The 18520-nt window shown below is 64.7% G+C and carries 20 protein-coding genes; 3 read left to right on the top strand and 17 right to left on the bottom strand.

Annotated features, from left to right (window positions below):
• Nucleotides 1-28: 28 nt before the first annotated feature.
• The 4 genes from VNW74_RS06710 to VNW74_RS06695 all read right to left on the bottom strand — a co-directional run bounded on the left by VNW74_RS06710 (nucleotide 29) and on the right by VNW74_RS06695 (nucleotide 3938).
• On the bottom strand, nucleotides 29-1498 hold the full coding sequence (locus VNW74_RS06710; protein ID WP_325675818.1) for an aldehyde dehydrogenase family protein: 1470 nt from the start codon (nucleotides 1496-1498) through the stop codon (nucleotides 29-31).
• A 35-nt stretch (nucleotides 1499-1533) separates the two neighbouring features.
• Nucleotides 1534-2706, bottom strand: a complete 1173-nt coding sequence (locus VNW74_RS06705; protein ID WP_325675817.1) for an amidohydrolase family protein — start codon at nucleotides 2704-2706, stop codon at nucleotides 1534-1536.
• A gap of 108 nt (nucleotides 2707-2814) precedes the next feature.
• Nucleotides 2815-3114 (bottom strand): acyl-CoA synthase, encoded by a 300-nt coding sequence (locus tag VNW74_RS06700; RefSeq protein WP_325675816.1) that lies wholly within the window; start codon nucleotides 3112-3114, stop codon nucleotides 2815-2817.
• Nucleotides 3111-3938, bottom strand: coding sequence for a mycofactocin-coupled SDR family oxidoreductase (locus tag VNW74_RS06695; RefSeq protein ID WP_325675815.1), 828 nt, complete (start codon nucleotides 3936-3938; stop codon nucleotides 3111-3113). Before VNW74_RS06695 ends, VNW74_RS06700 begins: the two co-directional genes overlap by 4 nt.
• 123 nt (nucleotides 3939-4061) lie before the next feature.
• On the opposite strand from VNW74_RS06695, the gene VNW74_RS06690 reads away from it, so the two are divergent.
• Nucleotides 4062-4862 carry a FadR/GntR family transcriptional regulator gene (locus VNW74_RS06690; RefSeq protein WP_325675814.1) on the top strand — a complete coding sequence of 267 codons (801 nt, stop codon included), beginning with the start codon at nucleotides 4062-4064 and terminating at the stop codon, nucleotides 4860-4862.
• Nucleotides 4863-4895: 33 nt separating this feature from the next.
• Here the strand turns inward: VNW74_RS06690 and VNW74_RS06685 are convergent, their stop codons facing one another.
• Complete coding sequence (locus VNW74_RS06685) at nucleotides 4896-6575, bottom strand: class I adenylate-forming enzyme family protein (protein WP_325675841.1); 1680 nt, start codon at nucleotides 6573-6575, stop codon at nucleotides 4896-4898.
• A gap of 33 nt (nucleotides 6576-6608) precedes the next feature.
• Nucleotides 6609-7472 carry an SDR family oxidoreductase gene (locus VNW74_RS06680; protein ID WP_325675813.1) on the bottom strand — a complete coding sequence of 288 codons (864 nt, stop codon included), beginning with the start codon at nucleotides 7470-7472 and terminating at the stop codon, nucleotides 6609-6611.
• Nucleotides 7473-7644: 172 nt separating this feature from the next.
• On the opposite strand from VNW74_RS06680, the gene VNW74_RS06675 reads away from it, so the two are divergent.
• Nucleotides 7645-8208, top strand: a complete 564-nt coding sequence (locus VNW74_RS06675) for a TetR/AcrR family transcriptional regulator (protein ID WP_325675812.1) — start codon at nucleotides 7645-7647, stop codon at nucleotides 8206-8208.
• Between the two features lie 52 nt (nucleotides 8209-8260).
• On the opposite strand, the gene VNW74_RS06670 is transcribed toward VNW74_RS06675, so the two are convergent.
• The 9 genes from VNW74_RS06670 to VNW74_RS06630 form a co-directional block, all read right to left on the bottom strand.
• Nucleotides 8261-9457 (bottom strand): acetyl-CoA acetyltransferase, encoded by a 1197-nt coding sequence (locus VNW74_RS06670; protein ID WP_325675811.1) that lies wholly within the window; start codon nucleotides 9455-9457, stop codon nucleotides 8261-8263.
• On the bottom strand, nucleotides 9450-10808 hold the full coding sequence (locus VNW74_RS06665; protein ID WP_325675810.1) for an OB-fold domain-containing protein: 1359 nt from the start codon (nucleotides 10806-10808) through the stop codon (nucleotides 9450-9452). Before VNW74_RS06665 ends, VNW74_RS06670 begins: the two co-directional genes overlap by 8 nt.
• A complete protein-coding gene (locus VNW74_RS06660; RefSeq protein WP_325675809.1) occupies nucleotides 10805-12016 on the bottom strand; it encodes an acetyl-CoA C-acetyltransferase in 1212 nt (403 codons plus the stop codon). The genes VNW74_RS06665 and VNW74_RS06660 overlap by 4 nt, the downstream gene beginning before the upstream one ends.
• Nucleotides 12013-12267, bottom strand: a complete 255-nt coding sequence (locus tag VNW74_RS06655; RefSeq protein ID WP_325675808.1) for a hypothetical protein — start codon at nucleotides 12265-12267, stop codon at nucleotides 12013-12015. Before VNW74_RS06655 ends, VNW74_RS06660 begins: the two co-directional genes overlap by 4 nt.
• Before the next feature lie 7 nt (nucleotides 12268-12274).
• On the bottom strand, nucleotides 12275-12796 hold the full coding sequence (locus tag VNW74_RS06650) for an aromatic-ring-hydroxylating dioxygenase subunit beta (protein WP_325675840.1): 522 nt from the start codon (nucleotides 12794-12796) through the stop codon (nucleotides 12275-12277).
• Nucleotides 12797-12801: 5 nt separating this feature from the next.
• Complete coding sequence (locus VNW74_RS06645; RefSeq protein WP_325675807.1) at nucleotides 12802-14073, bottom strand: aromatic ring-hydroxylating dioxygenase subunit alpha; 1272 nt, start codon at nucleotides 14071-14073, stop codon at nucleotides 12802-12804.
• A gap of 70 nt (nucleotides 14074-14143) precedes the next feature.
• Nucleotides 14144-14929 carry an enoyl-CoA hydratase/isomerase family protein gene (locus VNW74_RS06640; protein WP_325675806.1) on the bottom strand — a complete coding sequence of 262 codons (786 nt, stop codon included), beginning with the start codon at nucleotides 14927-14929 and terminating at the stop codon, nucleotides 14144-14146.
• Nucleotides 14926-15729: an enoyl-CoA hydratase/isomerase family protein gene (locus VNW74_RS06635; protein WP_325675805.1), complete on the bottom strand. Its 804-nt coding sequence runs from the start codon at nucleotides 15727-15729 to the stop codon at nucleotides 14926-14928. The genes VNW74_RS06640 and VNW74_RS06635 overlap by 4 nt, the downstream gene beginning before the upstream one ends.
• Nucleotides 15726-16496: an enoyl-CoA hydratase/isomerase family protein gene (locus tag VNW74_RS06630; RefSeq protein WP_325675804.1), complete on the bottom strand. Its 771-nt coding sequence runs from the start codon at nucleotides 16494-16496 to the stop codon at nucleotides 15726-15728. Before VNW74_RS06630 ends, VNW74_RS06635 begins: the two co-directional genes overlap by 4 nt.
• 197 nt (nucleotides 16497-16693) lie before the next feature.
• Here VNW74_RS06630 and VNW74_RS06625 point away from each other — a divergent pair, with 197 nt between their 5' ends.
• Complete coding sequence (locus VNW74_RS06625; protein WP_325675803.1) at nucleotides 16694-17491, top strand: SDR family oxidoreductase; 798 nt, start codon at nucleotides 16694-16696, stop codon at nucleotides 17489-17491.
• A 96-nt stretch (nucleotides 17492-17587) separates the two neighbouring features.
• Here VNW74_RS06625 and VNW74_RS06620 read toward each other — a convergent pair whose 3' ends face one another.
• Both VNW74_RS06620 and VNW74_RS06615 read right to left on the bottom strand, forming a co-directional pair.
• Nucleotides 17588-17986, bottom strand: coding sequence for a DUF732 domain-containing protein (locus VNW74_RS06620; RefSeq protein WP_325675802.1), 399 nt, complete (start codon nucleotides 17984-17986; stop codon nucleotides 17588-17590).
• Nucleotides 17987-18288: 302 nt separating this feature from the next.
• Nucleotides 18289-18520 (bottom strand): enoyl-CoA hydratase/isomerase family protein (locus VNW74_RS06615; RefSeq protein ID WP_414686615.1); only part of this gene is annotated, 232 nt, incomplete at its 5' end.

The following is an 18520-nucleotide window of genomic DNA, read 5'->3' as shown; positions in this document are numbered from 1 at the left end:
TGTCGGAAGAGTTCGACCACCAGTGCCGCTACCGCGCGCTCCACTCAATTGTCTTGTGCTGCAGGTACTCCTCCATGCCCCACGCGCCGAACTCCCGCCCCAGTCCGCTCTTTTTGTATCCGCCGAACGGTCCATGTTGGGACAGACCCACGCCGCCGCCGTTGATCTGGACCCCTCCGGTGTGCAGTCGACGTGCGATCCCCAGGGCGCGCACGGTATCCGCTGACCATACGCCGCCGCCAAGACCGTAGTCGCTGTCGTTGGCGATGCGCACCGCCTCGTCGTCGTCGCTGAACGGGATGATGACGTTGACCGGACCGAAAACTTCCTCCTGCGCGATGCGCATGTCATTACTGACGCCCGTGAACAGGGTCGGCTCGACGAAGAAGCCGCGCTCGAGTCCGGCGGGACGACCACCGCCGTAAGCGATTTCGGCACCGTCGGCGACAGCCTGGCTGATCAGTGCTTCGACGCGGGTGCGTTGCTGCTCGCGGATCAGCGGGCCCATCATCACGCCCGGGTCCGCGGGATCGCCGATGCTGACGTGGCGCAGTGCCTCGCTGACCGCGCCCACCACCTCTTCGTAACGCGACGCGTGCACCAGAGTGCGCGACAGGATCGCACACCCCTGCCCGCAGTGGGTGACGGTGTTGGCCACCACGTTCGGTATCACGGCCTGGAGATCGGCGTCTTCGCAGATGATGTTGGCCGACTTACCGCCGAGTTCGAGGACCACCTTTTTGAGGCTGTCGGCGGCCTGGGTGTACACCTTACGTCCGACCGCATCCGAACCGGTGAAGCTGACGATGTCGACCATGGGGCTGCGGGTCAGTTCGGCGCCGGCCTCCACGTCGCCGGTCACCACATTGAGCGCACCAACTGGCAGGCCGGCCTCCTCGGCGATCTCGCCGAACACCAACGCTTCGAACGGCGTGTAGGGCGACGGTTTGAGCACGGCGGTGCACCCGGCAGCCAGCGCGAATGCGACCTTGAACACGTTGAGCAGGAACGGAAAGTTGAACGGGGTGATCAGCGCCGCGACACCAAACGGCTGACGCGCGACGATGCCCTGACCGATGCCCAGCCCCGCAACCACGTTGGGTGCCAATGGTTTTTCGAATTCGTACTTGGGCAGCACGCGAGTCGCAATGTCCATCCACACCGAGACCGGGATGCCGACCTGAAGGTGGTGGGCAAGCATCCGGGTCGCGCCGGTCTCGGCGACGTTGAGTTCGACGAGTTCGTCATAGCGGCGCTGCATGATCTCCCCCATCCGGGTCAACACCGCCGAGCGTTCCTGAGGTGACATCCGCGGCCACGGTCCGTCGTCGAACGCCGCGCGTGCGGCGCGCAACGCCTCCTGGACGTCGGTGACCGTTCCTTGTGGCACCGTTCCGATGACGGTCTCGGTGGCCGGGTTGATCACCGAGATCTGTTCGGAACCGGTTCCGTCGGTCCATTTTCCGTTGATGTAAAGACCACTAGTGCGTTCAGCCACGGCAACGGTCCTTTCTCGACAGGCCAGGGTGGTAATCAGGCTGTGCGCGGAAAGCGCAGCAGCTCGCGAGCGTTGGTTTCGGCGATCCTGGCCACCTCGTCATCGGGAACCTTGGCCAGCACCTCGGCCGCACGCTTGCGGGTGTTGGGCCAGTTGGAGTCTGAATGCGGAAAGTCGCTTTCAAGCATCATGTGGTCAACACCTACCTTGTCGCGATTGATCAGACCGTGCTCGTCGTCGATGAAGCAGGTCCAGAATTGCCTGTAGAACAATTCTGATGGGCGGGTTTCGAAGTCGATGTCCTGGTAGTAGCGGTGACGTTCCCAAGTGAAGTCGATGCGCTCCAACATATAGGGCACCCACCCGATGCCTCCCTCAGCCAGGGAGAACTTCAGGTTCGGGAACTGCTGCAACTTGCCAGAGAACAACAGATCGACGGTGGTCCACCAGGAATTGGTCGCGAAAATAGCGATCGCCACTGCAAAGGGTACGGCGTTGCTTTGCAGCGTACTCGCGACGAACGGAGCACCAGAAAAGGAGAATCCGGGCACATAGCCCCCGGCCCCGAAGTGCAGTGACAACGGGATATCGGCATCGGAGCACAGCTGCCACAACGGGTCCCAGTGATCGGTGTGGAAGGACGGCAAACCGAAGGGCACCGGCGTGTCCGGGAAGGAGATGGTCCGGGCACCCATCGACGCAAGACGTTCGGTCTCCTTGACCGCCAGATCGATGTCCCAGAACGGGACGATGCCCATCGGAATGTAGCGGTCGGGAGCCGTAGCGCACCACTCCTCGATGTAGAAGTCGTTCCATGCCTGGACACACAGCACCGCGAGATCACGGTCCGTGGCGCGGAAGAAGGTGCTGCCGGCGAACCCCGGGAACGACGGGAAGCACAGGGCGGCCTGCACGCCATCGACGTCCATATCCTTGACCCGCGCCACCGGGTCATAGCATCCCGGGATCATGTCCTCGTAGCGCAGCGGATCGACGCCCCATTCCTCACGCGGCTTCCCCGCCACGGCATTGAGGCCCAGCGTCGGATACGCGTCGCCGTTGTAGTGCCACAACTGGGACCCGTTGACTTCTTTGATCTGGGGAGCCACATCGTGCAGGCCGCGCGGCAACCGGTCGAGCCACACTCGCGGGTGCTCCACGAGGTGGTCATCCACGGAGATGATCTGATGGTGATCCTGCAGAGGCATCGTGGTCCTCCAATCATGCGGGCTAGCCCCACATGTGATCGGCAATACTACAAATATACCTATATTTAGTATTCGGTCAACTCACGCCGCCACTCGATTCGACCGCGGTCAGGTGTTGCGTCGAGCCGTGCCGCGATAGCCGAAGAACCGCTCGAAGTTCGCGTCGTTGATGGGCTGACGAGCGTTGCGTTCGGCGGTGTCGAGCAGCAGTTTCAGACGCTTCTGGGCTTCCTCGACCCCAGGGGCACCGTCGGCCCGCAACCGGGCCAGGTGCTGTTGTTGCAACTCGATCTCCTGGTGGAGCCGTGCCCCGGCCTCGCCGTAGGTCAAGAGGTCGTGATCGTCGTCGTCGGGGCGTTCGGGGCCGCGGTCCCGTGGGCCGGGAGTCGACTTCGCTTCTCCGCTCATGCGTTGCAGAATCCAGCGTCGACCGGCAGGCATACACCGGTCACGTGGCGCGCCTGATCCGAGACCAGCCAGGCGAGCGCGTCGGCGACGTCACTGGGTTCGATAAGCGTAACGCCGGGCAGCACGTTGCTGAGATTGCTGATCGGGTTCGCCGCCGCTTCGCCGATCCAGTTCTCGAAAGCGGCGTTTTGCACCATGCCCGAGTTGACGCCGGTGGGCAGGATGGCGTTGACCCGGATGTTCTGGCGCCCCAGGAGGTTTGCGAAAACCCGCATAAGGCCTAGGATTCCGGCCTTCGCCGCGGTGTAGCCGTCCAACCCGCCCCACCCGCCGGTGAATCCCTTGACTGCCGCGGTCGAACTGGTCATCACGACCGACCCGCCACGTCCGGCCACGACCAGCGCGGGCGTGGTGACCTTCACGGTGTTCCAGACTCCGACCAGCATGACGTCCAGTGCGTCGCGAAAGGCGCGAACCTCGTCGACCTCCGATGGGTAAGCGCATCCGCCGGCATTGGCCACCACAATGTCGGCCTGCGCCACACCCAGCGCGGTCGTGCCATCGCGAAAGGCCCGGCGCAGTTGCTCGATGTCGCGCACGTCAGCGACCTGGGCGCTGGCGCGGCGCCCCTCCTTCTCCACTAGGCGACACGTCTCATCGAGTTCTTCGCGACTACCCATGTCGTAGGGGATGGTGTCGATGTTGGCACAGATATCGACCGCGATGATGTCGGCGCCGTCAGCGGCCAGTCGCACTGCGTGAGCGCGGCCCTGCCCCCGCGCGGCTCCGGTGATGAACGCAACGCGCCCGGACAACGAAGCCACTACACTCCCGGAGTATCCTAATGTTCGACTATTTGAGGTCAACGTACGTGGCGGGTCGACAAAAAGTCAAGGCACGTAGAGCATGCCCGCCATCGACGGCCACCACCGAGGAAGATGAGGCATATGCACCCGGCCACCCGCGCCACGGCCAGCCACGAAATCGTCGACCGGATCCGGCGCGGCAAGATTTCGCTTGGCGTCGCTCAGGCGATCGTGCGGCGCATCGCCATCGACAACTTGTCGACGGGCAGCCCGTTGCCCACCGAACAGGCGATGGCGACCCAGTTCGGCGTCGGCCGAGCATCGATCCGCGAGGCCCTGCGGCTCCTAGAACTGCAAGGCATCGTCGAGATCCGCCGCGGCAACGGCGGAGGTCCCATCGTGGGATCCTCGGCCCCGCAACGCTTTGGCGAGACGATGACAATGCACCTGCAGGTCCGGCACGCCACTATGCGCGACGTCAACGAGGCCGTTATCTACCTCGAGCCGCTGGCCGCAGAACGCGCAGCCCTGCTGGTCGGCGAGGGCCTCGCGAGCAAAGAGGCCATCGCCGAGATGGTCGAGGAAAGCCGGCGCGGGATGGCCCGGGTCAGCGAGCGCCCGTTGTCCAGTCAGGCCTACGTCGATTCGGGCAGCCAGTTTCACACCCTGGTGCGCGAGATTAGCCCGAATCCGGTACTGGACCTGCTCGCCGAATCCGCCAGCCACATCTATAGCAGCCGCACTGCCCACGGCGGGGCCAACCTGTTCACGCCCGAGACCCGTATTCGGCTGCACCTCGACCACATCAGGATCGCCGACGCGATCCAGCATGGGGACGGCGATTCAGCGCGGCGGCTGATGCGCGAACATATGGCTTCGGCGTCCGAGGCCATCTTTGACGCCTCCCCCGAACTGGCCGACGAATTGGTCGATTGGCAGTAACCGGCATTGCGGGTCCGCCAAGCGGTCCTGTCTTCAACGCCTTGTCGATGTGAGCTGCTGGACGAGCTTGTACTTTTGAACCTTGCCGGTCGGGGTGGTTGGCAGATCTTCGGCTCGGTAGAACACCACCCGCTTGGGTACCTTGAAGCGCGCCAGCTTTGCCCGGCACATATCGAGCACATCGTTTTCGGTGAGCGTCGCATCAGCTACCGGAACGACTACGACACAACCGATCTCGCCCCAGCGGTCGTCCACCAGACCGACGGCGAAGACCTGGCTGATCTGGTCATGCGCAGCCAGCAGGTCCTCAATCTCCTTGGGCATCACCAGCTCGCCGCCGCTTTTGTACAGCTCCTTTCGCCGGCCGGTTACCTGCAGATAACCGTCGGCGCGCACCCGACCGAGGTCTCCGGAGAAGAGCCACCCGTCGCGCAGGGTCGCCACGGTCTCCTCGGGCCGGTTCCAGTACCTCAACATCGCGGTCGGTCCCGATGACACCAACTCGCCTTCCTCGCCGCTGGGCAGATCTTCGCCCGTTTGCGGATCCACCGCCTTGTAGACAACGAGAGCGTCGGTGCCCGGAACCGATGCGGCACCGGCCATTTTCGGTTTCCCGGCGGTTTCGGATGTCAGGCGCAGCGAATCCTCGGGCCGCGTCAGTGTCATCGCGCCACCGCATTCGGTCATCCCGTAGCCGGTGACGATCTCGCTGACCCCGAAGTCTTGTTCGATCCGCTGCCACAGCCAGATCGGCGCCGGCGCCGATCCGCACAAAATCGCGTTCAGGGAGTCGAGGTCGTACTGCTGACGGGCCGCACTTTCGATCATCGCGACAGCCATTGTGGGAACACACAGAATGTCGCTGGCGCGGTGGCGCTCGATACCTGCGAAGTAACTCTCGGCGCTGAATGTGGTCTGTGGAATGATCGCCCCGCCGACGAACATGATCGACAGCAATCCTTCGATATAACCGAACATGTGATAGCAGGGCAGGGAGAACAGTATGCGCCTGCCGTCCTGGTAGGCGCGTGTCAGTGCCGATGCATACGCCGTCCGCAGCACCGCGTCGTGGGTGACCAGGACCCCCCTTGGTGAACCGGTGGTGCCGGAGGTGTACAGCATGTCGCTGGCATCGTGGGAATCAACGACCAAACCGGCGCTGGCGCCGCGGTTCTCGTCTCCGAGGGCGGCGAGGCCGGCCACCGTCAAACGGCCCGGCCGCGCCCGGCCATCGGTGTCGAGCAGGACCACAGTGCACGGTGTGCTCGGCGTCGATGAATCCCAGCCCGGCATGATCCCATCCAGCATCGATTGGTAGTCGAGGGCGCGAAAACCCGTCATGGTGACCACTACCCGGCATGCCGAGTCGGCAAGGACGTAACGCAGTTCGTCCTGCCGGTAGAGGAAGTTAAGCGGGACCGCGATCGCGCCGACCCGGGCGATCGCGAATTTCACGGTGACGAACTGCGGGTAATTCGCCATGATCATGGCGACCCGATCGCCGGGGCGAACACCGAGTGCAACAAGACCGTCGGCCAGCCGCCGGGACTCGGCTGCCACCTCCGAGTAGCCAAGCTGCGCGTCGTCGCTCAGCACGACGGGGCGGCTGCCATACCGGCCGGCGCAGGTGTCAAGCCACCCGGCGAGCGTCTGCGCTCGCCACACCGGGAAGCGCTGGGACAGTGCCTCTCTTCGCGCCTCGATGTCGGTGATCAACGGCCCGGTCGAACCATGTTGGGGGCGTTGCTATCCCACCGGATTGGTGCCGAGCTTCGCGTTCGACATGTCACTGATTTCCGCCCAGCGCTTGGTGATCTCCTCCAGACTCGGCGGTTCGCCGAACGTGACACCGTCGTTCTGAAACTGTGCCACCCGCTGCACCAGACCGCCGCCGACGACGAACACCGAGCCGGATTGCTGATTCTCTTCGGACACCAGGTAACCGACGGCCGGCGCGACATGGTCCGGGCCCAGTTTGTCCAGGACCTCCTGGGGCGCGATATCGGCGGTCATCCGGGTGGCCGCCATCGGGGCGACCGCATTCGCCGTGATCTGGTACTTGGCACCTTCGATCGCCAGCGTGTTGACCAGACCGACCAACCCCAGCTTGGCGGCTCCATAGTTGGCCTGACCGAAATTGCCGTATATCCCGCTGGTCGAGGTCGCCATCACAACGCGCCCGAACTTCTGCTCACGCAGGTAGGGCCACGCCGCCCGAGTAACCTGATAGCCGCCGTGAAGGTGCACGTTGATCACGGCATCCCAGTTCTCGTCGGTCATTTTGTGGAACGCTCCATCACGGAGGATCCCCGCGTTGTTGACCACACCGTGCACGGCCCCGAACTGCTCGATAGCGGTCGCGACAATCGCCTCGGCACCTTCCCGGGTGGCCACACTGGAGTAATTGGCGACCGCCCGGCCACCGTCACCGCGGATCTCCTCGACCACCGCGTCGGCCATGCTGCGGCCCGATCCGGAGCCGTCTCGAGCCCCGCCAACGTCGTTGACGACGACGAGTGCGCCGTTGGCAGCAAGGAATTTTGCGTACGAGCGGCCCAACCCTCCCCCGGCTCCGGTGACAATCACGACCCTGTCTTGCACTCCAGGCACTTCTGCTTCCTCCACTGGTGTTGACGCGCTGACGGCTCAGTTTAACCTAAATTAAAATATCGACGGACGTCAAGCACCGCGGTCGGCTGGCGCAACAGGTCTGGCGAGCACTGTTCATATCTCGGACACGAGCGAGAATTTGACGCTCCGATTACCAGCTAGAGTCCCAAGCATGGTGAGCGGCGCGTCGCGGGTGGCCTACTTGGAGACGGGCCTAGCCGTGCTCTCCGATCTTGGTTACGGCGGGCTCAAGTTGGCCGAGGTGTGCAACCGGCTCGGGGTCACCACCGGCTCGTTTTATCACTATTTCGACAACTGGCCGACGTACACGAAAGAACTGGTGGAGCACTGGCGCCAGGCCAACACCGTCCGGCTGGTCGAGTGGATCCGAACAGAACCCGATCCACGACAGCGCATCGGCACCATCATCGACGTCGGCTTGAATCTGCCGCATCGCGCCGAAGCCGCGATCCGGGCTTGGAGCAGCGCGGATTCCGATGTGCATGCGGTACAAGTCGACGTCGACAACGAGCGCCACCAGATCCTGCGCGAGTCCGCGTTGGAGATCTTGCACGATGAACGGCAGGCCCAGCTGTTCGCCGACTGGGCGGTCTACCTGCTCGTCGGCTACGAGCAGGCGACCCTACCTCCCGACAAGGCCGCTCTGGAGTGGATCGTCGCTCAGCTGCTCGACGCGCTCGATGCTGGCCGGTTCACCTCGGTCCCCCCCAGTTGAGCTTGATGCGCCATCCCCCTCACAACGGCGCCGTGACGCCATAGGCACTGCCTTAGCGACCGGCCTCGCGGCCCACTACCGATACGAATGAGACACAACTGCCGGGCCGGCCGCCGAGGTTGTGGGTGAGCGCGGTGCGCGGGTCGGGCAGTTGCCGCTGGCCGGCCTCGCCGCGGAACTGCAGCCAGGCTTCGTAGAGCATCCGCAGCCCGCTGGCGCCCACCGGGTGCCCGAACGACTTCAAGCCCCCGTCCGGGTTGATTGGCAATCGTCCGTCGGCATCGAAATCACCGGCCAACACGTCTTTCCAGGACTGACCGGGATCGCTGAAGCCGAGGTCTTCCATCAGGACGATCTCGGTGGGGGTGAAGCAGTCGTGCACCTCGGCCAGGGAGAAGGCGGTACGGGGATCGTCGATTCCCGCCTGCTGGTAGGCATCCCGGGCGGAGCGCACAACTTCGGGAAAGCTCGTGTAGTCGTAGCTCGGGTCCATCGCGCCGCGCCCCGAGCCCGCGACCAGCGACAGCGCTCGCACGTACATCGGCGTTTCGGTGTAGTCACGCGCGTGCTCGGCGGGCACGATGATCGCGCATGCGGCACCGTCGGACACCCCGGAGCAGTCGAACACGCCGAGCCGTCCGGCCACCTTGGGCGCCTTGTCGATCGTCTCCTTGGCGACGGGAGACCGGAACTGCGCTTTAGGGTTATGAGCACCGTTGGCATGGTTTTTCCATGCCACGTGTGTCATTGCGTCACGCATCTGCTCAGCGTGGACGCCGTATTTCGCGCAGTAGGCCGGGTCGAGCAGGGAGAAGGCGGCGGGCGCGGTCATTGACAGTTCGGGCGCGGTGCCATCGCCGGGCGGGTCCTGACGCAGCAGCCCCGAAAATCCCGAATCTTTCAGCTTCTCCACCCCGACCGCCATCGCGACGTCGTAGGCACCGCTGGCGACCGCGTAACACGCGTTGCGGAACGCTTCGGATCCACTGGCGCACATGTTTTCCACCCGAGTGACCGGCTTGTCCCCGATGCCCAGCGGCCGGCTCAGGGTCAATCCCGACATTCCCGAACTCAGGGTGCCCAGCCAGTAAGCATCGATGTGGTCCCTGTCCAGCTTCGGGACCGACGTCATACACTCGGTGACCGCCTCCACCAGCAAGTCGTCGGCAGAACTGTCCCACCGCTCGCCGAACCGCGAGCAGCCCATGGCCACCACCGCGACCTTGCCCGCTATTCCCTTGCTAGCCATCGCGTTTCCCGTCCAATCGAGCCTTCCAGAAGTAGTTGTGCACATGGCCCGCAGTGAACAGGCGCCGAAAGGTGAAGCCCACGGCCGAGCCGACCTGGATTCGTTCGGGTTCGGCGTCGGCCACTTCGCAGGTGAATCGCCCCCCGCCGGTCACGTCGACGACGGCTTGCACGACCGGCGGTGATGGTGAGTACGCCAGGTGATCAACGGTGTAGGTGGCGACGGTGCCGCGCAAGCCCGCGACCGGTATGACGCTCATCCGGTCGGTTGCGCCACAGCCCTTGCACACCCTCGCCGGTGGCAAGTGAACGAAACCGCAAGCGTCACAGCGTGAACCGCAGAGGCCGAATTTCCATGGCGTGGATCGCCCGGCGGCCGGCCCCGACGCCCGGTCCGGTTCGGGGCGACGCGGCGGTTCCAGCTCGACCAGCCCGCGCCAGGAGAGGTACGTCAGGTGGGCGACGGGCAAGCCGCCGGCCCGTTGCGCAGTGACCGGCCGCGGTTGACGCGCCTTCGGCAGCGCAGTGGTGGTCCGCAGGAGCATCGCGTCACAGCCATCGACCGCCGACACCACCAGGACGGTCTCCCCCGCATCGGCGATATCCAGCACACTGCACAGTGCGAGTGCGGCGTCGCAGGCGCCCGAGAAGCCGATGGGTGAGGTGACCACCGACTTCTCCCCCTTCACCAAGGTTGCCGCTCGCTTGACGATCCCGCTGTTCGGGCAGGTGAGGACCACGTGGTCGGCACCGGCCAGCCCGGCGGTGTCGAGCACGCGCTCCACCGCCGTCCGGATGAGTGCTGCATACCGCTCGGCGCCGAACCGTTCCTCCCACTGCTCTCCGGTCACCGAAGTCGTTGCGCGCCAACGGTCCAGGAATTCCGCCGTGAGCGACGTCGTGGCGATCACCTCGGCGATAGCGGGACCCGCATCGCCGAACAGTAGGGCGGCCCCGCCGTCGCCGCCGAGCTTCTCGTCGGCCGATCCGGGCCGGCCCACCCGGACGTCGGCGCTGACCGCGAGGCCACCGGTGTTCGCCGCGGCGAGAAGCGCGGCAAACCCGCTGCGGCCCGAACCACAGAAGTCGACCGCGAGGCAATCGGCGGGCAGACCGAGCGCGGCGTGAATTGCGGTGGCGTTTGTCTTGTCGGCGTAGGCCGGCGTGCTGGTGGCGAAATACAGCGCGCCCGCGGCGCGGACACCAGGTATATCGGCGGCGGCGGCGACCGCCATGGTGGTGGCGTCCTCGTCGAACGCGGCGACGACCCGATCACCCCGGCGCAACCCGATGTCGACACCGGCCAGCCGGTAGCGGGGCAGGTAGCCGGCATAGCCGAGCAACCGTGTCATGACGGGGCGCCGCGGAATATCGCGGCGATGCCTTGACCGCCGCCGATACACATCGTCTCCAGCGCCAGGCCGCCGCCCCGCCGACGCAGCTCATACAGCATCGTTGCCAGGATCCGCACCCCGGTGGCGCCGATCGGATGTCCCAGTGAGATGCCGGAACCGTTGACGTTCAGCCGGTCCTCGACGTCGTCGAGCTTGACGCCCCAACCGGCCAGCACGGCCAGCACCTGCACCGCGAACGCCTCGTTGAGCTCGATCAGCGCCAGGTCGTCCAACCCCAAACCCGTTCTCCGGAAGAGCTTTTCCACTGCGCCGACGGGCCCGATGCCCATCCGCGACGGCTCGCAGCCAACCGCCGCCCAGCCCTCGAGGTAGCCGAGCGGTTCCAGGCCGAGATCATCGAGCCGGTCCTCGGCTACCACCAGGCAAGCCGCCGCGGCGTCGTTCTGCTGACTGGAGTTGCCGGCCGTAACCGTGCCGTCCGCCATGACCGGGCGCAGCCGGCTCAACGTCTCCGGGGTGGTGTCCGGACGGATGCCCTCGTCGCGGTCGAACACCACCGGCTCAGCTTTGCGCTGCGGCACCTCGATGGCGACTATCTCGTCGTCGAACCGGCCCGCCCGCTGGGCCGCAGCGGCGCGCTGGTGGCTGCGCGCGGCAAAGCTGTCGGCGGCCTCGCGGTCGACACCGTAATCGGTGGCCAGGTTCTCAGCGGTCTCGATCATGCCGCTGATCGCGCCGAACCGCCAGATCGGCTGCGATAATTCGCGGCCGCGATCAAGCCGGTCATAGAGCATCTGGTTGCCGGACCGCGAGCCCCACCGAGCAGTGGTGGTGTAGTGCTCGATATTGCTCATCGATTCGACACCGCCGGCCAGCACGACGTCCGCGGCACCGGTTTGCACCATCATCGCCGCGGTGAGGACGGCCTGTAGTCCGCCGCCGCAGCGGCGGTCGATCTGCAGTCCGGGCACGCTGATCGGCAGGTTGGCGTGCAGCGCGGCCCACCGTCCAATGCACGGCGCCTCGGAATTGGCGTAGGACTGTGCGAAGACGACGTCCTCGATGGCACCCGGATCGACAGCGCTGCGCTCGACCACGGCCTCGATGACCCGCGCAGCGAGATCCTCGGCGCGCAGCGGACGCAGACTGCCGCCGAACGCCCCGACGGCAGTGCGAAGCGGGCAGACGATCGCCGCCCGCTTCACGCGTCGCCCCGCCAGCGTCCGGCGGACGGATCCATCAGCGCGGTCAAACGCTCCTCAGGCAGCCAGATAATCGTTTCCAGCTCCAGCGCATCGAGGTAGCGCACCCGACCGGACCGCAGGTCCTCCAAACGTAGCCGTGGAGTATTGGCTGAGGTATCGAAATTCACTGAGACTTGGGCGAATTCATTGCCGATTACCGGGCCCACGCTCGGCACGTCCACAGAATCAGCGTCACCGAATTCAATGGTCATCGCGGGCTCAGATCAGGAAGCCGAGCGTGGGAATCGGCCGGTCATTGTCCACCAAGACGACCTTCTTGTACGCCAAGCGCAACTCACCGTCCTGACGACGCACCCGGTAGGTCACTCGGCCGCCCCACAGGTGGGTGCCGCGCGCGCGGGATTCCAGCACCATGAAGTTCGCGCCTACCTCAAGGTCGACTCCACCGTTGGAATTGGCCCGGCCGCCGAGGAATTCGATGTTGGATAGCAACCGCCGTAGGTTGGACGGCGGCGACTGCGCGTAGCGTTTTCCAGTGCGGATCTGCTTGAGCCGGGTGGCGATGCGGCTGCGGTTGTCGTAGATCACCGACATCTCGCGCGATGGGTCATTGGTTGAGGCCGTGGGGACCCAGTAGAGCGCGTCATCGGTCCACAAAGCCTCCCAGGCGTCGTAGTCGGATTCGTCGGCATGGCGCGCTTCGCGGTAGAGGAACTGCTCCACCTCCCAGCGATCGAAACCGTCGGGCACCGGACCCGGCGCGGTGGCGTTGTTCAGCATGCTCGTCACGTTTGCGCCTCCATCAGCATCTTGTAGTGCGACCAAAAACCGCGCATCCCGGTCTCATCGGTGGCGCCGCCGATGGTGAAACCGTTCTCGTCGAGGCGTTCCCTATTGAGGCCGCGACGCACGTCCAGCCACTCGGGCGTCAGGGCCTCGAGGCCGAGCTGGTTACGCTCATACATCTCGGTGTCATCGGCCAGCAACATGCCGGCCGGTCCCACCGAGCCCATGCACTGCGACACCATCCGCTTATTCAACTCCGCTGCGCCGACCAGCTGGACGGCCGTGGAGTACTGAACGCACTCGCCGACCGCCATCGGTTGGATGTTGAATACCTGGATCTCGGCGATGAACAAGTTCGGGAATATCATCACGTGGGGGCCGCCCTCAACGAGGATCTGCTCGGCCTCGGCACCGTAGCGTTTTCTTATCGCCGCGACATAGTCGGGTACCCGGTCCTCGGTGGTGCCGAACCAGCGCATCGGCTCGGCAAACTTCCGGAACTCCGGGCGCAGGTCGTTTTCGCTGTGACCTTTGCCTAAGTCCCGGGTCACCGCGATCGAGGAATCACTGTACAGAGCACCGATAGGACTGCCGGTGACACCGAATATTGAGCCGTGCACGAACTGCGGGTGATACCCATCGGTTTCATTCTCCGCCAGCAGTTTCCAGTTCGCGCGTGTCTGATGCTGCAGCCAGCCGGCGGTGAGCTCGACTTCACCTTCCGGCGACAGCGTGGCCAGCCGGTCGATCTCGCCGGCGGCAGCGCCGAGATGCTCAGCAAGGCTGGGTCCGTCGGTGGCAAAACTGCCGAATACAAAGCCACGGTGGGTGTCCATGCGCGGTACCCGCCCCAGTCGCAGGTCCAGCTCCCGCTGGCCGTAGCCCTTGAAGAACGGGAAGCCAACGAGCTCGCCGGTGTTGCGATACGTCCACCCGTGGTAGGGGCAGCGGAAAGTCGACGAGTTACCTTTCGCATCGGCGCAGACCTGATTGCCGCGGTGCGCGCAGCGGTTGAGCAGCAAGTGTAGCTGCCCGTCCCGGTCTCGGGTCATGATGACGTCCTGTAGCCCCAGCCGCTTCCGCATATAATCGCCCGGTTGGGGCACTTCGCTTTCATGACCGACGAAAACCCAAGTGCGATACCAGATCTTGCGTAGTTCCTCGGCGAAGATATCCGGGTCGGTGTAGAGCGACCCGTGCACCTTGTCGTGTTTGATCAATCGCTCGTAGCGACTGCCGGCGTCGGCGGTCGATTCGATCAGTGACGTCACTGTTATGGCTCCTCTCGGGACAATTCGCGCGAAATACGTTGCGCGATAATGTCGGTGCAAAGCTTCGGGGTCATTGTCGTACCGCACCGAACTCCGGACGCCGCTTTGCGCGAAACGCCTCGACGCCCTCGGCGAAGTCATCACTACCGAACAGCCGTGCCTGGTTGTCAGCCTCGCGGTCGAGGATCTCCAATGGGCTGAGTGAGGTAGCCACGGAGAGCAACGATTTGATCGCCCCGTAGGCCCGTGTAGGACCGGCGGCCAGTCGCGCGGCATCGGCCAGCGCAACCTCTAACGCCGTTCCCGGCTCAGCGAGCGCATCGGCGAGGCCCATCTCCAATGCTGCGGGCGCGTCGATAGGGCTCGGCATCATCAGCATCTGGCGGGCGCGGGCGATACCGACCCGCGTCGGCAGTGAGGCGAATATTCCCATGTCGCCCGCCAGTCCGACACTGGTGAACGTCGTCGCGAAACGCGCATTCCTGGCGGCGACGACACGGTCGCACGCCGCGGCAAGCGCGACGCCCGCGCCGTAGGCAGAACCCTCCACCGCGGCGACGACGGGCTTGGGCGTGTTCCATATCGCGCGAATTACCTTCTGCGCCAGCTGTACCCGCTCCAAGGCCGGCTCCAGCGCCATCGGCTTCATCGAGGCGATGTCACCGCCCGAGCAGAATGCCGGGCCCGCACCCGTCAGCACGATGGCCCGGATCGAGCTGTCCGCGTCCGCAGCCTCCAGCACTTTGGCAAGCTCGAGCCGAACCGGGATGTCGATCGCGTTTCGCCTCTCGGGCCGGTTCAGCGTGACAACCCGTACCGCACCGCGGTCTTCGACCACAACACAGTCGTCGCTCATTGGCCGGTGAATTTCGGTTTGCGGCGTTCGATGACAGCCCGTAGGCCTTCCAGCGCGTCGGCGGTCCCGGACAGCTCCGAGACGGTGCGCGCCTCTTCGGCCAAACGCTGCTCGACCGATGAACCTATTCCGCTCCACACCAGTCGTTTCGTGGCCGACAGTGCCTTGGCCGGCATCGCTGCCAGTTCAGTCGCCAGTTGTTCTGCACGGCTTGGCAACTCATCATCGTCGACTACCTCGGTGATCAACCCGATCTCAAGCGCCTCGGTGGCCGTCAACGTCGGGTTGGTCAACAGAATTCGCAGCGCGTGACGCAGACCGACCAGCTGGGCCAGCGTGACCGACGAGCCGCCGTCCGGCGCCATGCCGACCCGGACCGCACCCGAGAAGAACTTCGCCGATCGCGCCGCGACGACGATGTCGGATGCGCACACCAATCCCAGCCCGCCGCCGCCGGCGGCGAAACCCTGCACCGCGGTCACCACCGGCGCCCGAAGCTGAATCAATGCAGCAGCGGCCAATTGCAGCCACGCCGTCGCCTCGCGCAGGTAGTCCGGGAGACTCGAGCCCTTGGACTCGAAGGTGTGGATATCACCGCCGGCACAGAAATTGCGGCCCTCACCGGTAAGCAGAACCACTCGTACCGCGGGATCTGCGTGACACGCCAGTACCTCTTCGTGCAGCGCCCTGAGGAGTTCGACGTTCATCCCGTTCGACGCCTCGGGTCGATTCAGACGCAGCCGAGCGACGCCGTCGGCGACGTCGAGCACGACTGGCGCGGTGGTTCCTGCAACACTCATCGCTTCACTCCTCGCTGCCGAAAAGCGGCCACCCCATTCTGTCCGGCGTGTCCGCAGACATGGTCCACTACGGAATCGATTTCGTCTTCCAATCCTGCGGATAATGCAACCTCGAGGCCGCCATACACCAGCCGCTTGATCGAAATGACGGCCTCGCGCCGGCGCGCAGCCAGGTCGGCGGCGAACCGCCGCACGCCGTCGTCGAAGTCGGGCTGCGGAAAACCGCGATATGCCAAGCCGAGACGCACCGCGTCCGCGCCGGAGATCCGGTCGCCCGATAACAACAGACCCAGCGCCTGCTGGCGGCCGACCAGCCGAGCCAACCGCTGAGTGCTGCCACCGCCGGGGATCCACCCGAACTTGATGTGGTTGTCGGCAATCCTGGCGTCCTCGCTGACCAGCACGATGTCGCAGGCCTGCATCAGCTCGAAGCCGCCCGCCATCGCGACGCCTTCGACCGCCGCAACCACCGGGACGTCGACCCGGGCGATGGCTTCGCAGGCGCGGCGGAACGCCACGAAAAGTTGGCGCAGCGCATCAGGCCCTTGCGGGCGAAGCCGCTCCACTTCATCGAAATCGCCTCCAGCGCAGAAGTTTCCCTCCGCACCCCGGATGATGACAACGGTGATAGTAGGGTCGTTGCCCAACTCGACGATCGCCTTCTCCAGTTCACCGCTCAGCGCGACGGTGATGGCGTTCATCCGTTCGGGTCGATTGAGCGTGATCCACGCGATCCCATCGGTAACATCGCTGCGCACAAGTGTCATGTGGGCAGCCCCTTGTTGAGACCCGTACGCACCACACGGGTGCCGCGCTCGGTCAACGATCGAGCAGTCTCGCGCTGGTCAACCAGCGACACAGCCATGAAATACCCTTCCCTACCGGAACCTGGAATCACGATTTCTAATCCACGTTAAACTAACTTGACGGCGGTCACAACAGCCGCCCGGACGAGGAGCAGAGAATGGACCTTGGATTGGCAGGGGCCCGGGTGGTGGTGACCGGAGGCGCATCCAACATCGGGCGTGGCATCGTTCACGTGTTCGCTGCGGAGGGTGCCCGAATCGTGATCAGCGATATCGACAAGCCTCAGGCGGAGCGGGTGCGCGGTGAAGCGCAGGCCAAAGGCGCGCCGGAAGTCGAACTCGCGATTGATGACTTGACCGTTCCCGGCGGAGCCGCGTCCGCGATTGGGACCGCCGTAAACAACTGGGGCGGCATCGATGTCTTGGTGAACAACGCGGGGTGGAGCGTGCCCGGCTTCATCGCCACCGACACCGATCGTGACAAATGGCAGCGCACCATCGAAATCAATCTTTTCAGCGCTATCGCCGCCACCCAGGCCGCGATCGGTCCGATGAAAGAGGCCGGCGGCGGCGCGATCGCGTTCATCGCCAGCGACGCCGCGTTCGGACAGATCCGTCAAGGCGTCTACGGCGCGTCAAAGGCTGCGGTGGTAGCCCTGGCCCGCACCGTGGCGCACGAACACGGCCGCCACGGGATCAGGTCCAACGTCATCTGCCCTGGCCTGGTGATTCCCGAGGGTCCCGAAGCGGTCGGCGAATCGAGTCTGTGGGCCGTCGGCCAGGAGAACGTGTTCAACCAGGACCAGATCGACTACATGGTGAAGGGCACCCCGCTGCGCCGCCTGACCAGCGCCGAGGACATCGGCCGGGCCGCTGCATGGTTCTGCTCACCGACGGCGGCTCGGCAGGTGACCGGGCAGCTCATCTCGGTCAGCGGCGGCTACACGATGCCGTAAGTCAGGACGGAAGTCCTGGAACACTGATCCGGTCGAGTCGGGCCGCCCAGTGTTTGCTGTCAGTCCTGGCCGATCCGACCGACGTCGTCCGGCGGCTCACTCGGCGCCGGGGCTACCGAAATACTCTTGACCTGGTGGTGGGCGGTATCCCTGCGCCGAGTTCCGCAGCTGCCAGATGTGTTCAGGGCACAAATTATCGACGGCATAGGAGACCAGATAATTTGCCGCGAACTCGTCGTTGGGAGTCACATCGTGTTTCACATCACCCATCACCTGGGCGTAGCCCTCGCCCGCGCCGACCTTGCCGCAGATCCCATAGCCATAGCCGACCGCGTCATTGTTCGGAAACCAGTAGTACCGCCGCACCTGCACGTTGTACACGAACTCCACTTCGGGCGCGGGTTTGGCGTGTGCCTGCGGTGCTAGTGTCCCCACGGCCCCGCCGCCGGCGACAATGCCCACGATCAAGGCAACCACTGATGCGCGACGGTTCATGGCTGACATCCTTTGTGTATTCCCTGGTCCACGGCGCCGATTCAGGGAGTCTAGATTAGAGGAGACCAACAAATTTCCGGGGAATTGTCAAGACCTGTTTGGTTTACGATCGTTTACCTCCTTACTGACAGTCCGCCCGCCCTGGGACGTAACAGTCGGGAATGATCCAGTCGCTCAACGGATCGTCAGGGTTGACGCGTTGCGACCTATTGGCAGTTGAGCCTTGCCTGGTTCGAGACGCGCTGGCCCAGTCGGCGGTTGCGCCGCGACTGGTTGGAATTTGCGCAGTTGTCATGCGGCACTCATCGTCCGACGAAGTTGGCCCCGCGGCCTTCCTTGAACGCGGCGATACCCTCCAGCAGGTCGTCGCTGGTCAGGGTGTGCTCTTCGAGTTCGAAAGCCAGCCGGACCACTTCGTCGGCCCGAAGCGACGTCACATGGTTCAGGGCTCGTTTCGTGCCCTGCACGGCCAACGGCGCCAGAGCCGCAATGCGCTTTGCGATTTCGCGAGCGCACGGCAATACCTCGCCCGGT

This window comes from Mycobacterium sp., from assembly GCF_035570115.1.
Taxonomy (GTDB): Bacteria; Actinomycetota; Actinomycetes; order Mycobacteriales; family Mycobacteriaceae; genus Mycobacterium.
Note: the sequence above shows the minus strand (reverse complement) of the source record. Positions and strands in the feature narration are given on the sequence as shown.